Annotated in this window: 17 protein-coding genes; 12 read left to right on the top strand and 5 right to left on the bottom strand. The window is 48.8% G+C overall.

Going from position 1 to position 16599, the window contains the following annotated elements; translation table 11 throughout:
* Nucleotides 1-11 precede the first annotated feature (11 nt).
* The 3 genes from J4F31_05480 to J4F31_05470 form a co-directional block, all read right to left on the bottom strand.
* Nucleotides 12-494, bottom strand: a complete 483-nt coding sequence (locus J4F31_05480; protein MCE2496012.1) for a hypothetical protein — start codon at nucleotides 492-494, stop codon at nucleotides 12-14.
* Between the two features lie 104 nt (nucleotides 495-598).
* On the bottom strand, nucleotides 599-1483 hold the full coding sequence (locus J4F31_05475) for a ParB/RepB/Spo0J family partition protein (protein ID MCE2496011.1): 885 nt from the start codon (nucleotides 1481-1483) through the stop codon (nucleotides 599-601).
* Complete coding sequence (locus tag J4F31_05470) at nucleotides 1483-2283, bottom strand: ParA family protein (GenBank protein MCE2496010.1); 801 nt, start codon at nucleotides 2281-2283, stop codon at nucleotides 1483-1485. Before J4F31_05470 ends, J4F31_05475 begins: the two co-directional genes overlap by 1 nt.
* Before the next feature lie 138 nt (nucleotides 2284-2421).
* Here J4F31_05470 and J4F31_05465 point away from each other — a divergent pair, with 138 nt between their 5' ends.
* Complete coding sequence (locus J4F31_05465; protein MCE2496009.1) at nucleotides 2422-2868, top strand: DoxX family membrane protein; 447 nt, start codon at nucleotides 2422-2424, stop codon at nucleotides 2866-2868.
* Nucleotides 2869-2961: 93 nt separating this feature from the next.
* The gene (locus J4F31_05460) at nucleotides 2962-5043 is read left to right on the top strand and encodes a T9SS type A sorting domain-containing protein (protein ID MCE2496008.1); all 2082 of its coding nucleotides are present in this window, start codon (nucleotides 2962-2964) and stop codon (nucleotides 5041-5043) included.
* Nucleotides 5044-5243: 200 nt separating this feature from the next.
* On the opposite strand, the gene J4F31_05455 is transcribed toward J4F31_05460, so the two are convergent.
* Both J4F31_05455 and J4F31_05450 read right to left on the bottom strand, forming a co-directional pair.
* On the bottom strand, nucleotides 5244-5624 hold the full coding sequence (locus tag J4F31_05455; protein ID MCE2496007.1) for a PUR family DNA/RNA-binding protein: 381 nt from the start codon (nucleotides 5622-5624) through the stop codon (nucleotides 5244-5246).
* 52 nt (nucleotides 5625-5676) lie between these two features.
* A complete protein-coding gene (locus J4F31_05450; protein ID MCE2496006.1) occupies nucleotides 5677-7467 on the bottom strand; it encodes an ABC transporter ATP-binding protein in 1791 nt (596 codons plus the stop codon).
* A 118-nt stretch (nucleotides 7468-7585) separates the two neighbouring features.
* On the opposite strand from J4F31_05450, the gene J4F31_05445 reads away from it, so the two are divergent.
* The 10 genes from J4F31_05445 (at nucleotide 7586) to J4F31_05400 (ending at nucleotide 16406) form a co-directional block, all read left to right on the top strand.
* Nucleotides 7586-8674 (top strand): Glu/Leu/Phe/Val dehydrogenase, encoded by a 1089-nt coding sequence (locus J4F31_05445; protein ID MCE2496005.1) that lies wholly within the window; start codon nucleotides 7586-7588, stop codon nucleotides 8672-8674.
* 9 nt (nucleotides 8675-8683) lie between these two features.
* Nucleotides 8684-9628 (top strand): transcription antitermination factor NusB, encoded by a 945-nt coding sequence (gene nusB, locus J4F31_05440; protein ID MCE2496004.1) that lies wholly within the window; start codon nucleotides 8684-8686, stop codon nucleotides 9626-9628.
* A 20-nt stretch (nucleotides 9629-9648) separates the two neighbouring features.
* Nucleotides 9649-10164: a DUF1573 domain-containing protein gene (locus J4F31_05435; protein ID MCE2496003.1), complete on the top strand. Its 516-nt coding sequence runs from the start codon at nucleotides 9649-9651 to the stop codon at nucleotides 10162-10164.
* Nucleotides 10165-10171: 7 nt separating this feature from the next.
* Nucleotides 10172-10540 carry a preprotein translocase subunit YajC gene (gene yajC / locus J4F31_05430; protein MCE2496002.1) on the top strand — a complete coding sequence of 123 codons (369 nt, stop codon included), beginning with the start codon at nucleotides 10172-10174 and terminating at the stop codon, nucleotides 10538-10540.
* 64 nt (nucleotides 10541-10604) lie between these two features.
* Complete coding sequence (locus J4F31_05425) at nucleotides 10605-11591, top strand: YbbR-like domain-containing protein (GenBank protein MCE2496001.1); 987 nt, start codon at nucleotides 10605-10607, stop codon at nucleotides 11589-11591.
* Nucleotides 11588-12178 carry a dephospho-CoA kinase gene (gene coaE / locus J4F31_05420; protein MCE2496000.1) on the top strand — a complete coding sequence of 197 codons (591 nt, stop codon included), beginning with the start codon at nucleotides 11588-11590 and terminating at the stop codon, nucleotides 12176-12178. Before J4F31_05425 ends, coaE begins: the two co-directional genes overlap by 4 nt.
* A complete protein-coding gene (locus tag J4F31_05415) occupies nucleotides 12147-13640 on the top strand; it encodes an NAD(P)H-hydrate dehydratase (GenBank protein MCE2495999.1) in 1494 nt (497 codons plus the stop codon). Before coaE ends, J4F31_05415 begins: the two co-directional genes overlap by 32 nt.
* 724 nt (nucleotides 13641-14364) lie before the next feature.
* The gene (locus J4F31_05410) at nucleotides 14365-14901 is read left to right on the top strand and encodes a sigma-70 family RNA polymerase sigma factor (GenBank protein ID MCE2495998.1); all 537 of its coding nucleotides are present in this window, start codon (nucleotides 14365-14367) and stop codon (nucleotides 14899-14901) included.
* Nucleotides 14891-15481 carry a hypothetical protein gene (locus J4F31_05405; GenBank protein ID MCE2495997.1) on the top strand — a complete coding sequence of 197 codons (591 nt, stop codon included), beginning with the start codon at nucleotides 14891-14893 and terminating at the stop codon, nucleotides 15479-15481. Before J4F31_05410 ends, J4F31_05405 begins: the two co-directional genes overlap by 11 nt.
* Nucleotides 15468-16406, top strand: a complete 939-nt coding sequence (locus J4F31_05400) for a DUF4097 family beta strand repeat protein (protein MCE2495996.1) — start codon at nucleotides 15468-15470, stop codon at nucleotides 16404-16406. The genes J4F31_05405 and J4F31_05400 overlap by 14 nt, the downstream gene beginning before the upstream one ends.
* Nucleotides 16407-16599 lie beyond the last annotated feature (193 nt).

Below are 16599 nucleotides of genomic sequence, written 5' to 3'. Positions count from 1 at the left end.
AGCGGGCTAAGTTAAAACTTTAGGGTGAATCCGACCGAGGGGTTATACCCCGATTGTGGGGTAAACTGTACATGTGGACTCACTTTGATGGAGAGCTCGTCCGAAACATCGAATTCGTAGAGGTGGGCATCGACCATAGCGTCGAGCAGGTTTATCATGTAAATTCCGGCCGTAAGGATCACGCTGAAATCGCGGTTTCGACGGTAAAAATCGATCAGGGTGATGAGGTTGTCATCGGTATACTGAGGGTAATCGTCTTCGATGCCATCTTGCCGATCGATGTAGGCCTGTTTGAATTCATTGTACTGGCGGTTGTTGTCAATAATGAAGTAAACGCTGGTTCCGAGGGCCGCGTATATGATGGGGATTTTCCAGTACTTTTTGTTGTACGCTTGCCCGAGGCCCGGAACGGCCAGGCTCCTCAGCAATGCGGTTTTGGGCGAATGGACCATGGTGTCGGTACTGCTGAGTTCATTGGCGGTGACCAACCGCATGGAATCATTTTGAACGGGACGCCACAAGGAATCATTCTGGCCGCAGGCCGAAAAAACCAACAGCAAGCAAGTGAAAGCCAATAAATATGGGCCCTTAGGGTTTGTCATTCGTTATTCAATAGCTCGGCGATGCGGTCGAGCTCTTCGTCAGAAGCGAAATGAAAAATGATCTTTCCTCGGCCGTACCGATTTCTTTGAATTTCGGTTTTGGCCTTGAATCGTTTGCTCAAATCGTCATTCACGCGCTGGTAGGCGAAAGGCAGTGGAGTACCGCTTTTCTTTTTGGCGGGGCTGCTATCCTTAAGCTGTTTAACGCGCTGCTCGACCTCTCGTACGGATAAACGTCGCGCAATGATCCCTTCGTATAGGAAGAGCTGTGCATCTTTATCGTCGATATTGATGAGGGCACGTGCATGTCCCATGCTGATCATGTTGTCGCGAAGGCCGGCCTGGATGAGGTCGTTCAACTTGAGAAGGCGCAAGTAGTTCGTGATGGTCGAGCGCTTCTTACCCACGCGGTTGCTCATTTCTTCTTGGGTGAGCCGGCATTCGTCGATGAGTCGCTGGTACGAAAGAGCGATCTCGATGGGATCCATCTCTTGTCGCTGAATGTTCTCGACCAGGGCGAGTTCGAGCATGGCCTGGTCGTTCGCCAGTCTCACATAGGCCGGTATAGTGTGGAGTCCGGCCATTTGTGCGGCGAGGTAGCGACGTTGACCGGCGATGAGTTCGTAGTGTTCTTTCTTTACCCTTCGGACGGTCACGGGTTGTATGACCCCGAGCTGAACGATAGAGGCCGCGAGCTCTTCGAGCTGTTCGGTATTGATATTCGTCCGAGGTTGAAAAGGGTTTTGATGAATCTCCTCTAGGCTGAGCTCTGCTATGCCGCCCAATATTTCCTTCTTGTGGGTCTCGTTTTTCTGCAGATCGCTATCAGGTTCTGAAAGCAATGCCGACAGGCCTCGACCCAAAGCTTGTTTTTTAGCCATTATCCTTCCGTTTTTTCCAATCGCTCCTCACTCCAATTTTCGTTCTTCTCGAGGAATTCGCGGGCCAAATTTAAGTAGTTCACGGCACCTGTACTTCCGGCGTCGTAAGTGATGATGGATTCACCATAGCTCGGAGCCTCGCCCAAGCGCACATTTCGCTGAACGATGGTGTCGAAAACCATGGTCTGAAAATGCGTTTTCACCTCTTCAACGACTTGATTGCTTAAGCGAAGTCGTGAATCGTACATGGTCAAGAGCAAACCTTCGATATCGAGATCGGGATTGTGTAATCTTTGAACGCTCTTGATGGTGTTAAGGAGTTTGCCCAGCCCCTCCAAAGCAAAATACTCACATTGTATGGGCACGATCACCGAGTTGGCAGCGGTAAGGGCATTCAATGTGATGAGTCCTAGGGATGGAGCACAGTCGATGACGACAAAATCGTAATCATCCTTGATCTCGTTCAGCGACTTCTGAAGCATTTTCTCGCGATTGTCCTTATCGACCAGTTCGATCTCTACGCCTACGAGGTCCAGGTGTGCGGCCATCAGGTCCACGTTCGGGCTTTCGGTTTGCATAATGGCTTCCGACGCCTTTACTTCATGTTCTAGAACTTGATAGGTGCCTACGAGTGAATTCTTGGGGTCAAAGCCCATGGCCGAAGTGGCATTGGCCTGTGGATCGGCATCGACGAGCAAGACCCTTTTCTCTAAAACTCCGAGGCAAGCAGCCAAATTAACTGCAGTGGTCGTTTTTCCTACACCCCCTTTCTGATTCGCGATGGCGACGATTTTTCCCATGTGATTTCTTTGCTTAAGCAACGGTTTTATACCACTTCAAAGTACCGTATTTAGCTCCGAACTCCCTTGTGAAGCCTCAATTTTTTATCAACAGGATATTATTTGTTAACTTTCCATTAATCTCAAACCTACTTGCCTATGTCACTAGCTATTATTCTTCATGACGCCCAACAGGTCTTGAGCCCGTCGATCTTTGAGCAGACCATTGTGATTCAAATTATGGTAGCCCTTTTTTTGGGCATTTTATTCATGGAGTCGGGCACGGATAAGATTTTTGACTGGAAGGGCAACGTCGAGTTCTTGAGGGGGCATTTTGACGATACCGGATTAAGAGAAATGGTTCCTTTTTTACTTGGTATTGTTACGCTGGTTGAACTCGCGGCCGGATTACTGAGTTCTCTGGGGGTCGTTCAATTGATCTTCTACGATGACAATTCATATGCATTTTATGGAGCAGCGGTCTCGGCTTTGGCCCTGATCATGCTGTTCTTTGGCCAACGCATCGCAAAAGACTACAAAGGCGCCGCTACTTTGGCTACATATTTCATTTTGACCTTGGTCGGGATGTTCATTTTGAACTATTAGCCAGACTTGTGATTTATAGAAAAGAACGCCTTTCATTATTTTAGTGTTAATTGTATATTTGGCCATCTGGCTACAAATAATCTAACTGATACTATGAAGAAACTACTATTCGCTATCGCCCTCACGGGTGGATTCTTGGTGCAGGGTCAATCGCACCAGCACGGGGTCGAGCCATGTGGTACACAACAGGCATACGAAGATTTGATGGAGCGCTATCCTGATTTGGAGATCCGCCGTGACGCCCTTATCCAAAACAGTTTCAGAACGTCATCTACGGGAGATACTGTATTGGTAATCCCGGTGGTTTTTCACGTTTTACATGAATACGGTACAGAGAACATCTCAAAAACGCGCATCTTGAATGAGATTGATCGCATGAACGAGTATTTCGAGAAGCTCAACGCCGATACTACACAGATCGTTCCGGCCTTTCAAGGATTGATCGGAAAGGCTAACATTGAGTTCCGCCTTGCGACAAAAGATCCCGCGGGGAACTGTACGGATGGTATCAACCGTATTGCAACTCAAGAAGCTCAATTTGGTGACTACGCATCAAAAGTGGATCAATGGGCTCCTGATCGCTATTTGAACATTTACACCGCCAAGGTTGCTGGCTCTGGAAGTACTGGGCCGGGTCTTACATTGGCCTACGCGACTTTCCCCGGCACTATTTTCTGGTACGACGGAATTATGTGTCGCGCCGATGCCGTTTTCGGTGGTAGCAACGACGATGGTTGGACCTTGAATCACGAAGCCGGACACTACTTGGGTCTCTTGCACCCTTGGGGTTCTGGGCAGGTAGACATCGAGTGTGGTGATGATGGTATTTCAGATACTCCGATGACTGCCGGATCTTTTGCTTGCGACTTAGACAAAGACGATTGTAATCCAGGAACCATTGAAAACGTTCAGAACTTCATGGACTACGCTGATTGTGGACTGCCGCAAATGTTTACCACAGAACAGGCTTCTGTGATGCGCGAACAATTGATTTTTGAGCGTCCAATTTTGCCAACTCCAAGTAACATGGCCTTTACGGGAACCGATGTTACATCGGCTCCTGAATGCGTACCGGTTGCAGATTTTCATCCTGGACGCACTTTTGCTTGTGTTGGTGATAACGTTCAGTTCTTCGACGATAGCTATCAAGCGAATGGTTATACTCTTGCATGGACCTTCCCGGGTGGAACGCCAGCAACGTCATCAGATGCTAACCCGAATGTAGTTTTCAACTCAGCGGGATGGAAAGATGTTACCTTGACTGTGACGAACGCACAAGGTTCTTCCACTGCCGTGAAGCAGGCGGTGCACATTTCTCCATCTTGGGCAGTATTTGGACCCGACCATGTTGAAAGCTTCGAAGACGAAAAAGGATACTACTGGCGAATGGAGAACTTCTTGGATAACGAGCAAGAGTTCACTATCGAAGGTCAGGCAGCAAGCGACGGTGCTAAAAGTGTCCGTTTGAAGAACTGGAAGAATGTAAACCCGGGAGCTCAAATTCCTTCTCCAGAGGCATGGTACTACGACCGTTTAGGTGGACGTGTTGACCGTTTGGTTTCTCCACCTTACGATCTTTCTTTTGTTCAGAGTGGTGATTTAGTATTTGACTTCGCTTATGCTACGAACGCTGCCTTCCCGGATGATATTACGGAGAGACTCCGCGTGTTGGTGTCTGTCAATTGCGGCGTCACTTGGTCTACTCGCTTGACCTTGGATGAGGGCGATTTGGTTACTGGCGGAAGCGCTGGAGGTACTAATTTCATTCCTTCATCAAGTGATTGGGCTACTCAAACCGTAAACATTGGAACGGTATCAGGTTATGATCACGTTATGTTTATGTTCGAGTTTATATCAGGTGACCTGAGTAACAACTTGTACATTGATAATATCCGTTTTGATGCTGTAGTATCGATCGACGAGAACGAGTTGCGCGCTACGAATTTGAGCGTATATCCGAATCCGGCCGAAGATCGCTTGTTCATCGAGCTTCCGGCTGTAAACGGGAACGAAACACTGATGATCTACAATACGGCTGGTCAATTGGTCTACGAAACCTCAGCTGAAGCCAATGTGACTAAAATGGAAGTCGAAGTAGCAGACTGGGCCAAAGGAATTTACCACGTTCAGTGGGTAAGTCCATCGAACACGCTTCAGTCTAAATTCGTTCACTAATACGAACGGTAAATAGAAATTAAAAAGCTCCGTCCCTTGGGCGGAGTTTTTTTATTGCGCTGTTGAACCATTTTCAATTTCACCGGGTTATGAAGGGGAGAGTATAAAAGTTCTCATGGTTAAATAGGTTTTGATTAACGAGAAAGCCCCGCACGCAGCGGGGCTTTCTTATTCTGCTCATTCTGGAGAGGGCTTTAACACTAGATGTCGTCGAAACTTACGTCGGTGAATTTGTCCGAGCTCTTACCGTTTTTAACGGCCTCTACAGCCTCTTTCGGGGAGTGGCTTTCACCGTTGTGTTGTGCTTCGGTGATGATCTCGTCGCCCTTTTCATTCAGAATGAAATCAGTGGTTTCCTGAAGCATATCGCGAAATCCTTCAAAATCCTCTTTGTAGAGATAAATCTTATGCTTTTTGTAGTGGAATGATCCGTCGTCGTTGGTAAACTTCTTACTCTCGGTAATGGTGAGGTAATAATCGTTCGCTCTGGTCGATCGAACATCGAAAAAATAAGTCCTTCTTCCTGCACGTAGGATCTTGGAATAAATATCCTCCTGATCCCTTCTTTCTTTTCCTTCCATCAAGTTTGGGTTTGTAAGGTCTCTTACAAACTTAAAAAAATACTCCAAAAATTTACGAGCGGTTCGCGGAAGACGATTCTTGCTCTTCGAGAAGCTGTTGTTCGTAAAGGTCGGCGTAGTAGCCCTTTTGTTCTAGAAGGGATTGATGATCGCCTCGCTCTATGATGCTTCCATTGCTCAAAACGATTATTTGATCTGCGTGCTTTACAGAACTCACTCGATGTGAAATGATAACCGTTGTACGGTCCTTCATCACCCGTTTGAGGTTTTGAAGAATGGTTTCTTCCGTTTGCGTATCCACCGCGGATAAACAATCGTCGAAAATGAGAATGGTTGGATTAACGATAATTGCTCGCGCTATGGATACTCTCTGTTTTTGCCCACCAGAAAGGATCACCCCACGTTCTCCGACCCTAGTTTCGAATTGTTTCGGGAAATCAAGGATGTTGTGTAGAACATCAGCGTCTTGTGCGGCTTGTTCAATGCGCTCATGATCGTACTCATCGAGTCCGAAAGCGATGTTGCGCGCGATCGTGTCAGAAAACAGGTAACCTTCCTGCGGCACGTACCCAATGGAGCTTCGTAGGTTCTTGAGATTGATATTCTCAAGCGGACGTTCATCGATTCGGATTTCCCCGGAGGTTGGGTCGTATAGGCGTCCGATCAAATGTGCTACGGTACTTTTTCCGGATCCTGTTTTACCGACGATGGCCAAACTTTGTCCCGGCGCAATATTGAAGTTGATGTTCGAAAGAGCCTTGATTCCGCTGTCCGGATAAGTAAAACTCACGTCTTTGAACGAGATAGCCCCTAATATTGGAGTATCCTCAAGTGTCGGATTCCGGATCTCCGGTTCGAGATGGAGGAACTCGTTGATCCTCTTTTGTGAAGCTGCTGCGCGCTGAACGATACTCGTTACCCAACCCAGGGAGGCCACCGGCCAGGTGAGCATATTCACATAAATCACGAATTCGGCAATGTTTCCGGTGGTGATGGTTCCCTCTATGGCTAGTCGTCCTCCAATGTAGATCGTGAGGAGCGTGGATAAACCGATGAGCAGGATCATCAACGGGAAAAAGAGCGCGTTGACCTTCACGAGGTCGAGAGAACGATCTCGGTATTCCAGTGCTTCCTTGTCGAAGTCCTGTGCGGAGCTTCGTTCACGTGCGTAGGATTTAAGGATTCTGATACCGGAGAAATTCTCTTGAACGAAGGTCGATAAGTTCGAAAGCTGACGCTGTACTTGCTCCGATCGGACATTGATCTCTTTGGATACGTAGTAAATAGCGACGCTCAAGATAGGCATAGGGAGGAGTGCGTAGATGGTGAGTTCTACGTTCACGAACAACATGGACCCGATCACCAAGATAAGCTGAGACAATACGTTGATAGAGTACATGATGGCTGGGCCGATGTACATGCGTACCTGGCTCACATCTTCACTGATGCGATTCATGAGGTCTCCGGTACTGTTTCGCTTGTAGAAAGCTATCGTAAGGGCCTGATACTGCTGAAAGATCTCGTTCTTGAGGTCGAATTCAATGAATCGCGACATTACGATTATCGTTTGTCGCATGAAGAACATAAAGATTCCTTGAGCCAGAGCAGTTCCGATAACGATGAGCCCATACGTGAGAAGCGTTTTTTGCAGGTCTCCCACATCCGCCCGTAGGGCGTTAGTCTGAAAATGTTCGATCGCCTTGCTCACTGTATTGAATCCTTCCCGAACCATACGGGCGGGAACGAGCGAGAAGACATTAGAGATGACGACGAAAATGATTCCGAGCAGGAAGCGCCATTTGTATTTCCAGAAGTACTTATTGAGGTGGGCTAGGGCCATCATGCCGTTTGGTATCGATTGAAAATAGGGTTAGTTTTGCAGCACTTTTCAAGCGAAATAAACGAACCCTTTTGAGCGATATTGAATAGGGAACGTTCTCCTACACAAAAAGATCAAAGTTATGAAGAGTTTAGCGGAAGAGGTGCCTACGGATCGCGACGGTGAATTGGTGTTCGGCCGCATCGATCGTTTGGGCCACGAGCAGGTCGTATTTGGGCGCGATGAAGCGACCGGGTTAAAATGTGTCATCGGCATTCACAATACCGTGCTTGGACCGGCTCTCGGAGGCACGCGTATGTGGAACTATGCGAATGAATCAGAAGCGCTGAACGACGTGCTTCGTTTGAGCCGCGGGATGACCTTCAAGGCATCGATCAGCGGGCTTGACCTCGGAGGAGGAAAGGCCGTAATCATCGGTGATGCTTCTACTCAAAAAACGGATGACCTGATGCGTGCGTTCGGTCGTTTCGTCGATTCTCTCGGCGGTAAGTATATAACGGCTGAAGATGTTGGCATGACTACACACGATATGAAAGTGGTGAAATCCGTGACGGATCACGTAACCGGTATTCCGGAATCGATGGGAGGAAGCGGAAATCCTTCTCCGGTTACGGCCTATGGGGTTTACATGGGAATCAAAGCTTCTGCGATGTACAAATGGGGCAGCAATGACCTCAAAGGGAAGAAGGTGCTGGTTCAGGGTATTGGTGCCGTTGGACAGAACGTTGTGAAACACCTGACCGAAGAAGGCGCTGAAGTGGTGATCACGGATATAAACGCAGATAAACTGGCCAAAGTGGCCGAAGAGTACGGTGCTGAAGCGAAAATGGGAGACGAAGTGTACGACATGGAAATGGACATTTACACTCCATGCGCACTCGGTGCTACGGTAAACGACTTTACCATCGATCGACTTCAGTGCTCTATCATTGCCGGTGCAGCTAACAATCAGCTGGCGGACGAAAACAAGCACGGTAAGGCATTGATGAGTAAAGGTATCATTTACGCTCCCGACTTCCTGATCAATGCCGGAGGGCTGATCAACGTGTATTCCGAGATCAAGCATTTCGATCGCGCTGAAGCTTTGCGCAGAACGGAAGGTATTTACGATACAACTTTAGATATATTGCAGCTGTCGGAGACCCGTGGGATTCCAACTTCTCATGCGGCGCTTCAATTGGCTCAACAACGGATCGAAGAGAACCGATAAACGCAGTACATGCTCAACCGACGTTTCATAAGAATTCGCGTGCTTCAAGCACTCTATGCCTTTTACAACAAGGAAGGTGAGGAATTATCCAGAGCTGAGAACGAACTCATTCGCTCCATGGATCGTATTTACGATCTATACGCATTGATGCTGGAGCTCTTGATCTCCTTTCAACGATTGGCTGAAAACAGGATCGAAGAGGGTAAAAGGAAAAGGCTCCCCACCCATGAGGATCTACACCCGAATTTGAAATTCGTCGAGAATCCGGCGATCATGGACCTTATCGATAGTGACCGACTAAGACAGTACAGCCAATCACACGCGGTGAATTGGGGTGATCAGAAAGAATTCGTCAAAATGCTTTTTAGAATCGTACGGGAGTCCGAACTCTACGCCCAATACCTGGAGCGGGAAGAGGAGACCTATAAAGGGCATCGTGATTTTTTGGTCGAAATGTACGCGGAGTTCGTAGCCAATAACGAAACCTTACACGAGATACTCGAAGAGAAGAGCATCTACTGGGTAGAGGACTTGGCCTTAGTGAACTCGGCCGTGGTGAGAACACTACAGGTGCTCAAAGAAAAATCGGGAGCTTCTAAAGCCATAGAGCCCTTGTATCGGGATGTGGAGGACAAGGATTTCGCCATTGACCTAATGCGCAAGGTGGTGACTCAGGGCGACAAGTTCGAAGACATGATCGCGGATAAGGCGAAGAACTGGGAGATGGAGCGAATCGCACAAATGGACATGCTCCTGATGAAGTTGGCGCTGGCCGAATTCCTCCACTTCAAAACAATTCCGGTCAAAGTGAGTATGAATGAATATATAGAGCTGTCCAAGGAATTCAGTACCAACAAAAGCAAGGTCTTTATCAATGGTATTCTGGATAAGTTGGTTGCGGAGTTGAAAGAAAGCGGCGAATTACGGAAATTGGGCCGCGGTTTAATCGAATAAATCAAAAACGAGCTATGAAAATGAAATCCCTTGCAGTATTAGCAGCTGCCGGTTTGTTCTTAATCTCATGTGGAGAAAAAGCATCGAACCGAATCGAGAATGTTAATAACGCTTCATCTGCAGTTACTCAGCCCGAGGCTGCATCTACGCCGGAAGTACAACCCGTTCAAACGAATAATACTGATCCGTCAGTGGTGGATACGGATGGAACTCCGGTATTCTCTTTCGACAAAGAGAGCCACAACTTTGGTCAGATCGTTGAGGGAACCAAGGCCGAAACGATATTCAAATTCACCAATACGGGTGACGCTCCATTGATCATCACTAGTGCACGTGGTAGCTGTGGGTGTACGGTACCCGATTGGCCCAATGAGCCGATTGCTCCGGGAGCTTCTAGTGAGATCGCTGTAAGCTTCGACAGCAAAGGACGTCAAGGACAGCAGCAAAAGAGCGTGACCATCATCGCTAATACTACGCCAAATACGAAAGTGCTTACCATTACTTCAGAAGTGGTAGCCGCTGAAACGGCCGAATAACACAGATATGATTTTACTACAAGCAGCCGGAGGAGGCTTTGGAGGGTTCTTACCGGTCCTTCTTATCATCGTGGTCTTTTATTTCTTTATGATCAGACCGCAGATGAAGCGCCAGAAGGATGAAAAGAATTTCCGCTCTGAGATCCGCAAAGGTCAACGTGTTGTCACCAACGGAGGAATGCACGGAAAGATCACCGAAATGACCGACACCACGATCACTTTGGAGGTCCAGAACGGCATCAAGATAAAGATGGAGAAGGCGAGCATCAGCAAAGAGTTGAGCGCCCAATACATCAAGTCAGAGGAGGGCAAGTCCTCCAAGAAAGACAAGGCCGAAACCAAAAAGGTCGAAGAAAAGAAAGAGACTGAATCGTAAGTCACTTTTAAAGGTTTAACAAAGAACGAGCCCCACTGTCGGACTCGTTTTTTATTTTTAGGCTATGGCGACCACGGCAAATCGCAATCCCATCTTGCGCCTCTTTCAGGACGACCGCAAACGATCGATCTTCATCTTTGGTTTGGCTCTGTCTTCGGTCTTTTGGCTGTTGAGCAAGCTCTCGCGTACCTATATCGCCACGGTAGAGCTCCCCGTTCGTTATGAGAATTTAGCCGAGGACCGAATATGGACCTTAGGCGATGCTCCGCGGATCATCCTCGAAGTGGAAGGCTATGGCTTCGATCTCATCGGCTACCGCTACCGCAACCGCGATAACCTGGTGCTCGATTTCGACCGCATTGACCTCCGCCAACGCCACAATGATAGCCAACGCGCCTTCGTTCAGCTTTCCGAACTCCGCAAAACCATCTCCGACCGGCTTTCGGGGTCGGTGAACGTACTTTCGGTGTATCCCGACACTTTGTTTTTTCCTTTTGCCCTACGGGCCGATAAACCCCTTCCCGTTTCGATCCAACATTCCATCGGGTTTAAAACGGGTTTCGGTGCGACCGGGGATATCGTCGTTGATCCGCCCTTAGTAAAGGTATCGGGCCGTCAAGCCCTTATGGACACTTTGAGGTTCGCATCAACAGAGCTTTGGAAAGTCGATAACGTTTCGGATACGCTCCGAGCAACGCTTTCCTTGGATCGGCTCGATTGCACCCTGAGGTTCGCCCCTTCACAGGTAGAGGTGATGTTGCCCGTTGAAGAATTTACCGAAGTGGAGTACAGCATACCGATTTCGGTGATCGGGCTGCCCGATTCACTTGGACTCCGCCTGTTTCCCTCTACAGTAAAAGCCATTTGCCGTGTTCCACTTTCCCGTTTCGAAGAGCTTTCATCCGACGATTTTACAGCAATCGTAGAATTTGAGCAGGTCAAAAGCACTACCGGTGATCGTGTGCGCCCCAACTGGACCCTGGTGCCCGATGCCGCGCAACTCGTGCGGACCGACCCCGAGCGCGTCGAATTTTTAATTCTAAAGCAATGATCAAGGTTGGGCTTACGGGCGGTATCGGATCGGGGAAGACCATGGTCGCCGGAGTATTCGAGCATCTCGGTATTCCGATCTACCATGCCGATGATCGGGCGAAGAGGCTGTACGTGACCGATGAGAAGCTCAAAAGTGAGGTGATCGATCTTTTGGGCCCGAAGGCGTATGTCGATGGACGGCTCAACCGACCGTGGATCGCAGAAAGGGTGTTCAACGACCAGGAATTACTGGAGCGATTGAACCAACTTGTTCATCCGGCCGTAGGCCGAGATTTTTATGCTTGGATAGAAGAGCAAAACGCTCCGTACATCGTAAAGGAAGTCGCCATCATGTTCGAATCGGGAGCGCATTTGGCCCTCGACGAAGTGGTGTTGGTTAGCGCGCCGGAGGAGGTGCGGATCGAGCGGGTGATGAAGCGCGACGGCCTTTCGCCTGCAGAAATTCGCCAGCGTATGGCCCGGCAATGGACTGAGGAACAACGACGCCGAAATAGTCAGCACGAGATCATAAACGACGGCCACCATTTGGTACTGCCGCAAATTTTGAAACTCCATGAAGATCTTATCCGTAGAGCAAGTTCGTGAGGCTGATCGGCTCACCATAGAGCGAGAGCCCATTGCGTCCATTGACCTGATGGAACGGGCAGCATCTCGAGTCGCCGATCGATTGACGGAGGTCTTTGATCCGGACATGCCCTTTTCGGTTTACTGCGGAATGGGAAATAATGGGGGAGACGGGCTCGTTATCGCACGTTTACTGAGGGCGGCCGGATACGAGGTGCGTGTGGTCGTTGTGCGGCATTTGAAAAAGGGCAGTGATGGTTTTGAGACGAACCTGAAACAGGTCGACGGTTTTGAGGAGTGGTCGCCCAGAAAGGCACCAATGCCCGATGAACTCGAGGTGGTTCGCATAGACGCCTTGCTGGGCTCCGGCCTAACGCGGCCGCTCGAAGGGTTTTTGGCCGAGGTGGTCGCAGCGCTTAATAACGACCCCAGATTCACCGTGGCCGTGGACTTGCCCACCGGTATATTTGCCGACAATAACCGCCATAATGATCTAACTATGGCCCTGCGGGCCGATGTGACCTTCACGTTCCAATGGCCCAAGCGGGCGATGGTGATGCCGGATAGCGGTCCCATGTGCGGGGCTTTCGAGGTGATCGATATCGGACTCGATAAAGAATACTCCTATTCGGTAGAGACTCCGTGGCACTTCGTAGATCAGAATTGGGTAAGTAAGCGCTATCGCGATCGACCCATCTTTACGCATAAGAACAGATTCGGACATGCGCTCATATCGGCCGGTGCCAAAGGTACTATGGGGGCAGCGATCATGTGTGCACGCGCCTGTTTGCGTAGTGGTGTTGGACTCCTTACCGGGCATGTTCCCGGTTCGGCAGAAACCATTTGGCCAGTGGCCGTGCCCGAAGCGATGGCTCGGTTCGATGCGTTTCCGGAACACCTCACCGATCATCCGAAGCTCGATCGGTACGATGCCATTGGGCTTGGGCCGGGTATCGGTACCGAAGAGGATACCGCTCACATGGTCAAGAACCTCATTCGCCACGCACAATCGCCCTTGGTCATTGATGCCGATGCCTTGAATATCGTAGCCGAGAACAAAACGTGGTTGACGTTTTGCCAGCATGTACCGATACTCACTCCACATCTTGGGGAATTCGAACGTCTTTCGGGCGTTGCACCGGGTCCTGATCAGTACGACGCAGCGATCGACTTCGCCCAAAAATATCAGTGTGTCGTGGTGTTGAAGGGAACTTATACGGCAACGGTATTGCCGAACGGCGAAACGTATTTCAATAGTACGGGGCACTCCGGTCTATCGACCGGCGGTAGTGGAGATGTGTTAACCGGCCTGATCACCGGTCTACGAGCCCAAGGTTATGGCGTTGCGGAAACAGCGATCTTGGGGTCGTATATTCATGGCCGAGCCGCTGAGTTGGCCCTTCGCGATCAAAGCGAAGAGAGTATGTTGGCCACCGATCTGCCGGATTACTTTGGGGAGGTCTTTACGGAGTTTTTAACGTAGTTCTTAGGTCTTAGTGTTGAGGTCTTAGTTGGCTCGGATTCTTAAGCTTTAGGCCTTAGGCCATAGGCTTTACCTGAACCATTGAAGGACTGTAATATCTGAAGCCACTCAATCACTCTAACCCCGCGTTTTAACCCGGGGCTGTGTTGCATCCATCCTCCGTATTTGATTCTGTTATGGAATTCTCTGGATGAGGCACGGGGCTTAGGGTCTTGTTTCCATTAGGAGCCTGTCCTCAAAATTTCAACGCTTTGATCCCCGGGCTGTAGACCGGGGCTGTGTTGCATTCGTGTGTTATTTCTTATAAATCGTTAATGATTCAATTACATAATCCCCGGGTTTTAACCCGGGGCCGAGGGTTTTATTTTCATTAGGGGTTGCGGTTCGGGATTGATCTTTTGATCCCCGGGCTTCAGCCCGGGGCTGTGTTGCACCAATCCTTACTACTAATTCGATCAGGAGATTCGCCGGGTTAAAACCCCGTTACCACGGATATTACATTCATTATAAAATCCCATTAACCAATAACCATTATCTAGTTCTTAGGTCTTAGTGAGGAAGAAACCATTGCCATTAGCCAATAACCATTAACTTCCTTAGTAAACCAATCAACCAATCAACCATCCCTCCGAACGAAAAAGTTTGAAATAAAGAACGCACTCATGCAACGTTTCGAGATACCGCTCGTCTTTTACTTATGAGAACTGAATCGAAAACCCCTCACTTGGATCCGAAGGACTATTTGATCGAGCAATGTCGCAATGGTGATCAACGTGCGATGATGGAGTTGTACGACCGCTATGCCAGGGCGATGTACAACACGTGTCTACGGCTCTTGAACGACGATGCCGATGCTGAAGATGCCATGCAAGAGTCCTTCATGAAGGCCTTTGAGCGGCTCGAGCAGTTTAACGGGCAAGTGGCCTTTGGAGCCTGGCTGAAGAAAATAGTAGTGCATCACTGTTTGGATCGGATAAAGAAGATGGAGATTGAGTGGATCAGTACAGAGGATACTCTGTTACAACCGGTGGCTGAAGAAGAGGGAGATCGAGGTGAGTTCAATATAGACCATGTCTACAAGGCCATGGAAAAGCTTCCGGGCGGATATAAAACGATTTTGAGTTTGTATTTGCTCGAAGGTTACGATCACGAAGAAATAGCTCAAATACTGAATATCGATGCCGGCACTAGCCGATCGCAGTATGCAAGAGCCAAGAATAAATTGAAAAGCATTTTAAATCAAAGAAGTTATGTCGGATAAGTTGGAAGATTTCTTTCGGGAGAACGGAAGTTCTTTCGATCGGGAGAGACCTCCGGTCGGACACCGCAAGCGATTCGAAGAACGTTTGGCCGGGCAGCGAACCGGAGATTCCTCCGAGGATGCAGGTCGCGCGTCGGGCCGCGAGGCCCTAAAGAGATTTGCCTACATGGCGGCAGCGGCCGTGCTCATTTTCGGAGCCGTCTTCGTGTATCAGAACTACAATTTGGCACCCGTCGAAGAAAAGATCGTGGGTAATCAGACCATGTATCTCGAGGAGGTTTCAAGCGAAATGGCACAGGTGGAAGATTATTACCGCCGAACCATTTTGGCCAAGAAAGAAGAGGTGCAGCAGATGCCGGGTGCGGAAGACTATATACTCAATAGTTATTTCGACGAACTGGACGAGTTGGAGGACGACTATGAAGAGCTTTCAAAGGCGCTGGCCAGGAATTACAGCGATGAGCGCGTGGTGAATGCCATGATCGAGAATTATCGCGACCGCATCGAAGTGCTGGAGGCACTGACATTACAACTACAAACCTTGAACGAACAGAAAAACTACCAAAATGAAAACGCTTAAACTTAAATCCATTCTGATGCTGTTGGCCTTTGTTCCACTTACTTTGTGGGCGCAGGAGGTCGAAAAAGAGATCAACAAGGTCTTTAATGTTTCTGCCGAATCCGAATTGCGTATCGATAACAGCTTTGGCGATATCGAGCTGCAAGATTGGGATCGCCAGGAGATCAAGATCGATGTTAAGATCACGATCGAGGGAAAGAACGAAGAATATGCGCGCAAAGCACTAGAGAAGATCGATGTGAAGTTTGCCCAGAACGGCAACATGGTCATGGCCGAAACGGAGAATGACTGCAACTGCGGGAACAAGATCCAGAAGTTCAGTATTGATTACGTAGTGCGCGTACCGCGCGACTCAAGGGTTCAACTGCGCAACTCTTTTGGAGACGTAGCTGTGCAAGACCGAAATGGCCCTACCAAGATCGATGTACAACACGGTGACTTCCGACTCGAGAGGTTGAGTCATGCCGATAACATCGTCGAACTCCAATTTGGCGATGGCGACGTGGAAGGAGTCAACGGGCTTAGTGCCAAGATCCAGCACAGTGATTTTGATGGCGAAGACATCCGCTTGCTCAAGCTCAATGTAAAGTTCAGCGATGTGGAACTGCGCGAGGTTACTCAATTATCGGGCGGTCTCGAGGTACAGCACAGTGATGTCAACATTGAAGTTATCGGCAAAAAATGGGACGAAATGAATATGAACGTCGACTTTTCCGATGTGGATATCGAATTGAGGAAGGACGCCGAAGTTCGATTCGAAATACAGACGAGCTTCTCCGATGTCGACGTCGATTCGGGCATGAAGGCCGTGGAGAAGGAACGAGGAATGAACTCTTCGGACTATCGAGTGGTCGTGAATAACGATTCTGCGCCGATCATCTACGGTAAACTGAGCCACAGCGATCTGAATCTGTCGTGGAAATAACGGATGTAGTTCTTATTGTTGAGGTCTTAGTTCGTAGTTGAGAAAGAACTATGAGCCATGAACCATGGACCTTGAACGAAATCAGTCCATAAGCCATAAGCTGTAGGCCATAGGCTTCCTAAGTTCGACTTTTCTAAATTTCATTATTTAATTAACAGGACTGAACAGAGGAATAAGGCCGATATAGGTTTTG

The organism is Flavobacteriales bacterium (assembly GCA_021296215.1).
Lineage (GTDB): Bacteria > Bacteroidota > Bacteroidia > Flavobacteriales > ECT2AJA-044 > ECT2AJA-044.
The sequence above is the reverse complement of the archived record's forward strand: the minus strand, read 5'-3'. Positions and strand labels throughout refer to the sequence as shown.

Coding starts and splice junctions, on each gene's coding strand:
- J4F31_05480 (MCE2496012.1), bottom strand. CDS start 494: ATGCGGTTGGTCACCGCCAATGAACTCAGCAGTACCGACACCATGGTC.
- J4F31_05475 (MCE2496011.1), bottom strand. CDS start 1,483: ATGGCTAAAAAACAAGCTTTGGGTCGAGGCCTGTCGGCATTGCTTTCA.
- J4F31_05470 (MCE2496010.1), bottom strand. CDS start 2,283: ATGGGAAAAATCGTCGCCATCGCGAATCAGAAAGGGGGTGTAGGAAAA.
- J4F31_05465 (MCE2496009.1), top strand. CDS start 2,422: ATGTCACTAGCTATTATTCTTCATGACGCCCAACAGGTCTTGAGCCCG.
- J4F31_05460 (MCE2496008.1), top strand. CDS start 2,962: ATGAAGAAACTACTATTCGCTATCGCCCTCACGGGTGGATTCTTGGTG.
- J4F31_05455 (MCE2496007.1), bottom strand. CDS start 5,624: ATGGAAGGAAAAGAAAGAAGGGATCAGGAGGATATTTATTCCAAGATC.
- J4F31_05450 (MCE2496006.1), bottom strand. CDS start 7,467: ATGATGGCCCTAGCCCACCTCAATAAGTACTTCTGGAAATACAAATGG.
- J4F31_05445 (MCE2496005.1), top strand. CDS start 7,586: ATGAAGAGTTTAGCGGAAGAGGTGCCTACGGATCGCGACGGTGAATTG.
- nusB (MCE2496004.1), top strand. CDS start 8,684: ATGCTCAACCGACGTTTCATAAGAATTCGCGTGCTTCAAGCACTCTAT.
- J4F31_05435 (MCE2496003.1), top strand. CDS start 9,649: ATGAAATCCCTTGCAGTATTAGCAGCTGCCGGTTTGTTCTTAATCTCA.
- yajC (MCE2496002.1), top strand. CDS start 10,172: ATGATTTTACTACAAGCAGCCGGAGGAGGCTTTGGAGGGTTCTTACCG.
- J4F31_05425 (MCE2496001.1), top strand. CDS start 10,605: ATGGCGACCACGGCAAATCGCAATCCCATCTTGCGCCTCTTTCAGGAC.
- coaE (MCE2496000.1), top strand. CDS start 11,588: ATGATCAAGGTTGGGCTTACGGGCGGTATCGGATCGGGGAAGACCATG.
- J4F31_05415 (MCE2495999.1), top strand. CDS start 12,147: ATGAAGATCTTATCCGTAGAGCAAGTTCGTGAGGCTGATCGGCTCACC.
- J4F31_05405 (MCE2495997.1), top strand. CDS start 14,891: ATGTCGGATAAGTTGGAAGATTTCTTTCGGGAGAACGGAAGTTCTTTC.
- J4F31_05400 (MCE2495996.1), top strand. CDS start 15,468: ATGAAAACGCTTAAACTTAAATCCATTCTGATGCTGTTGGCCTTTGTT.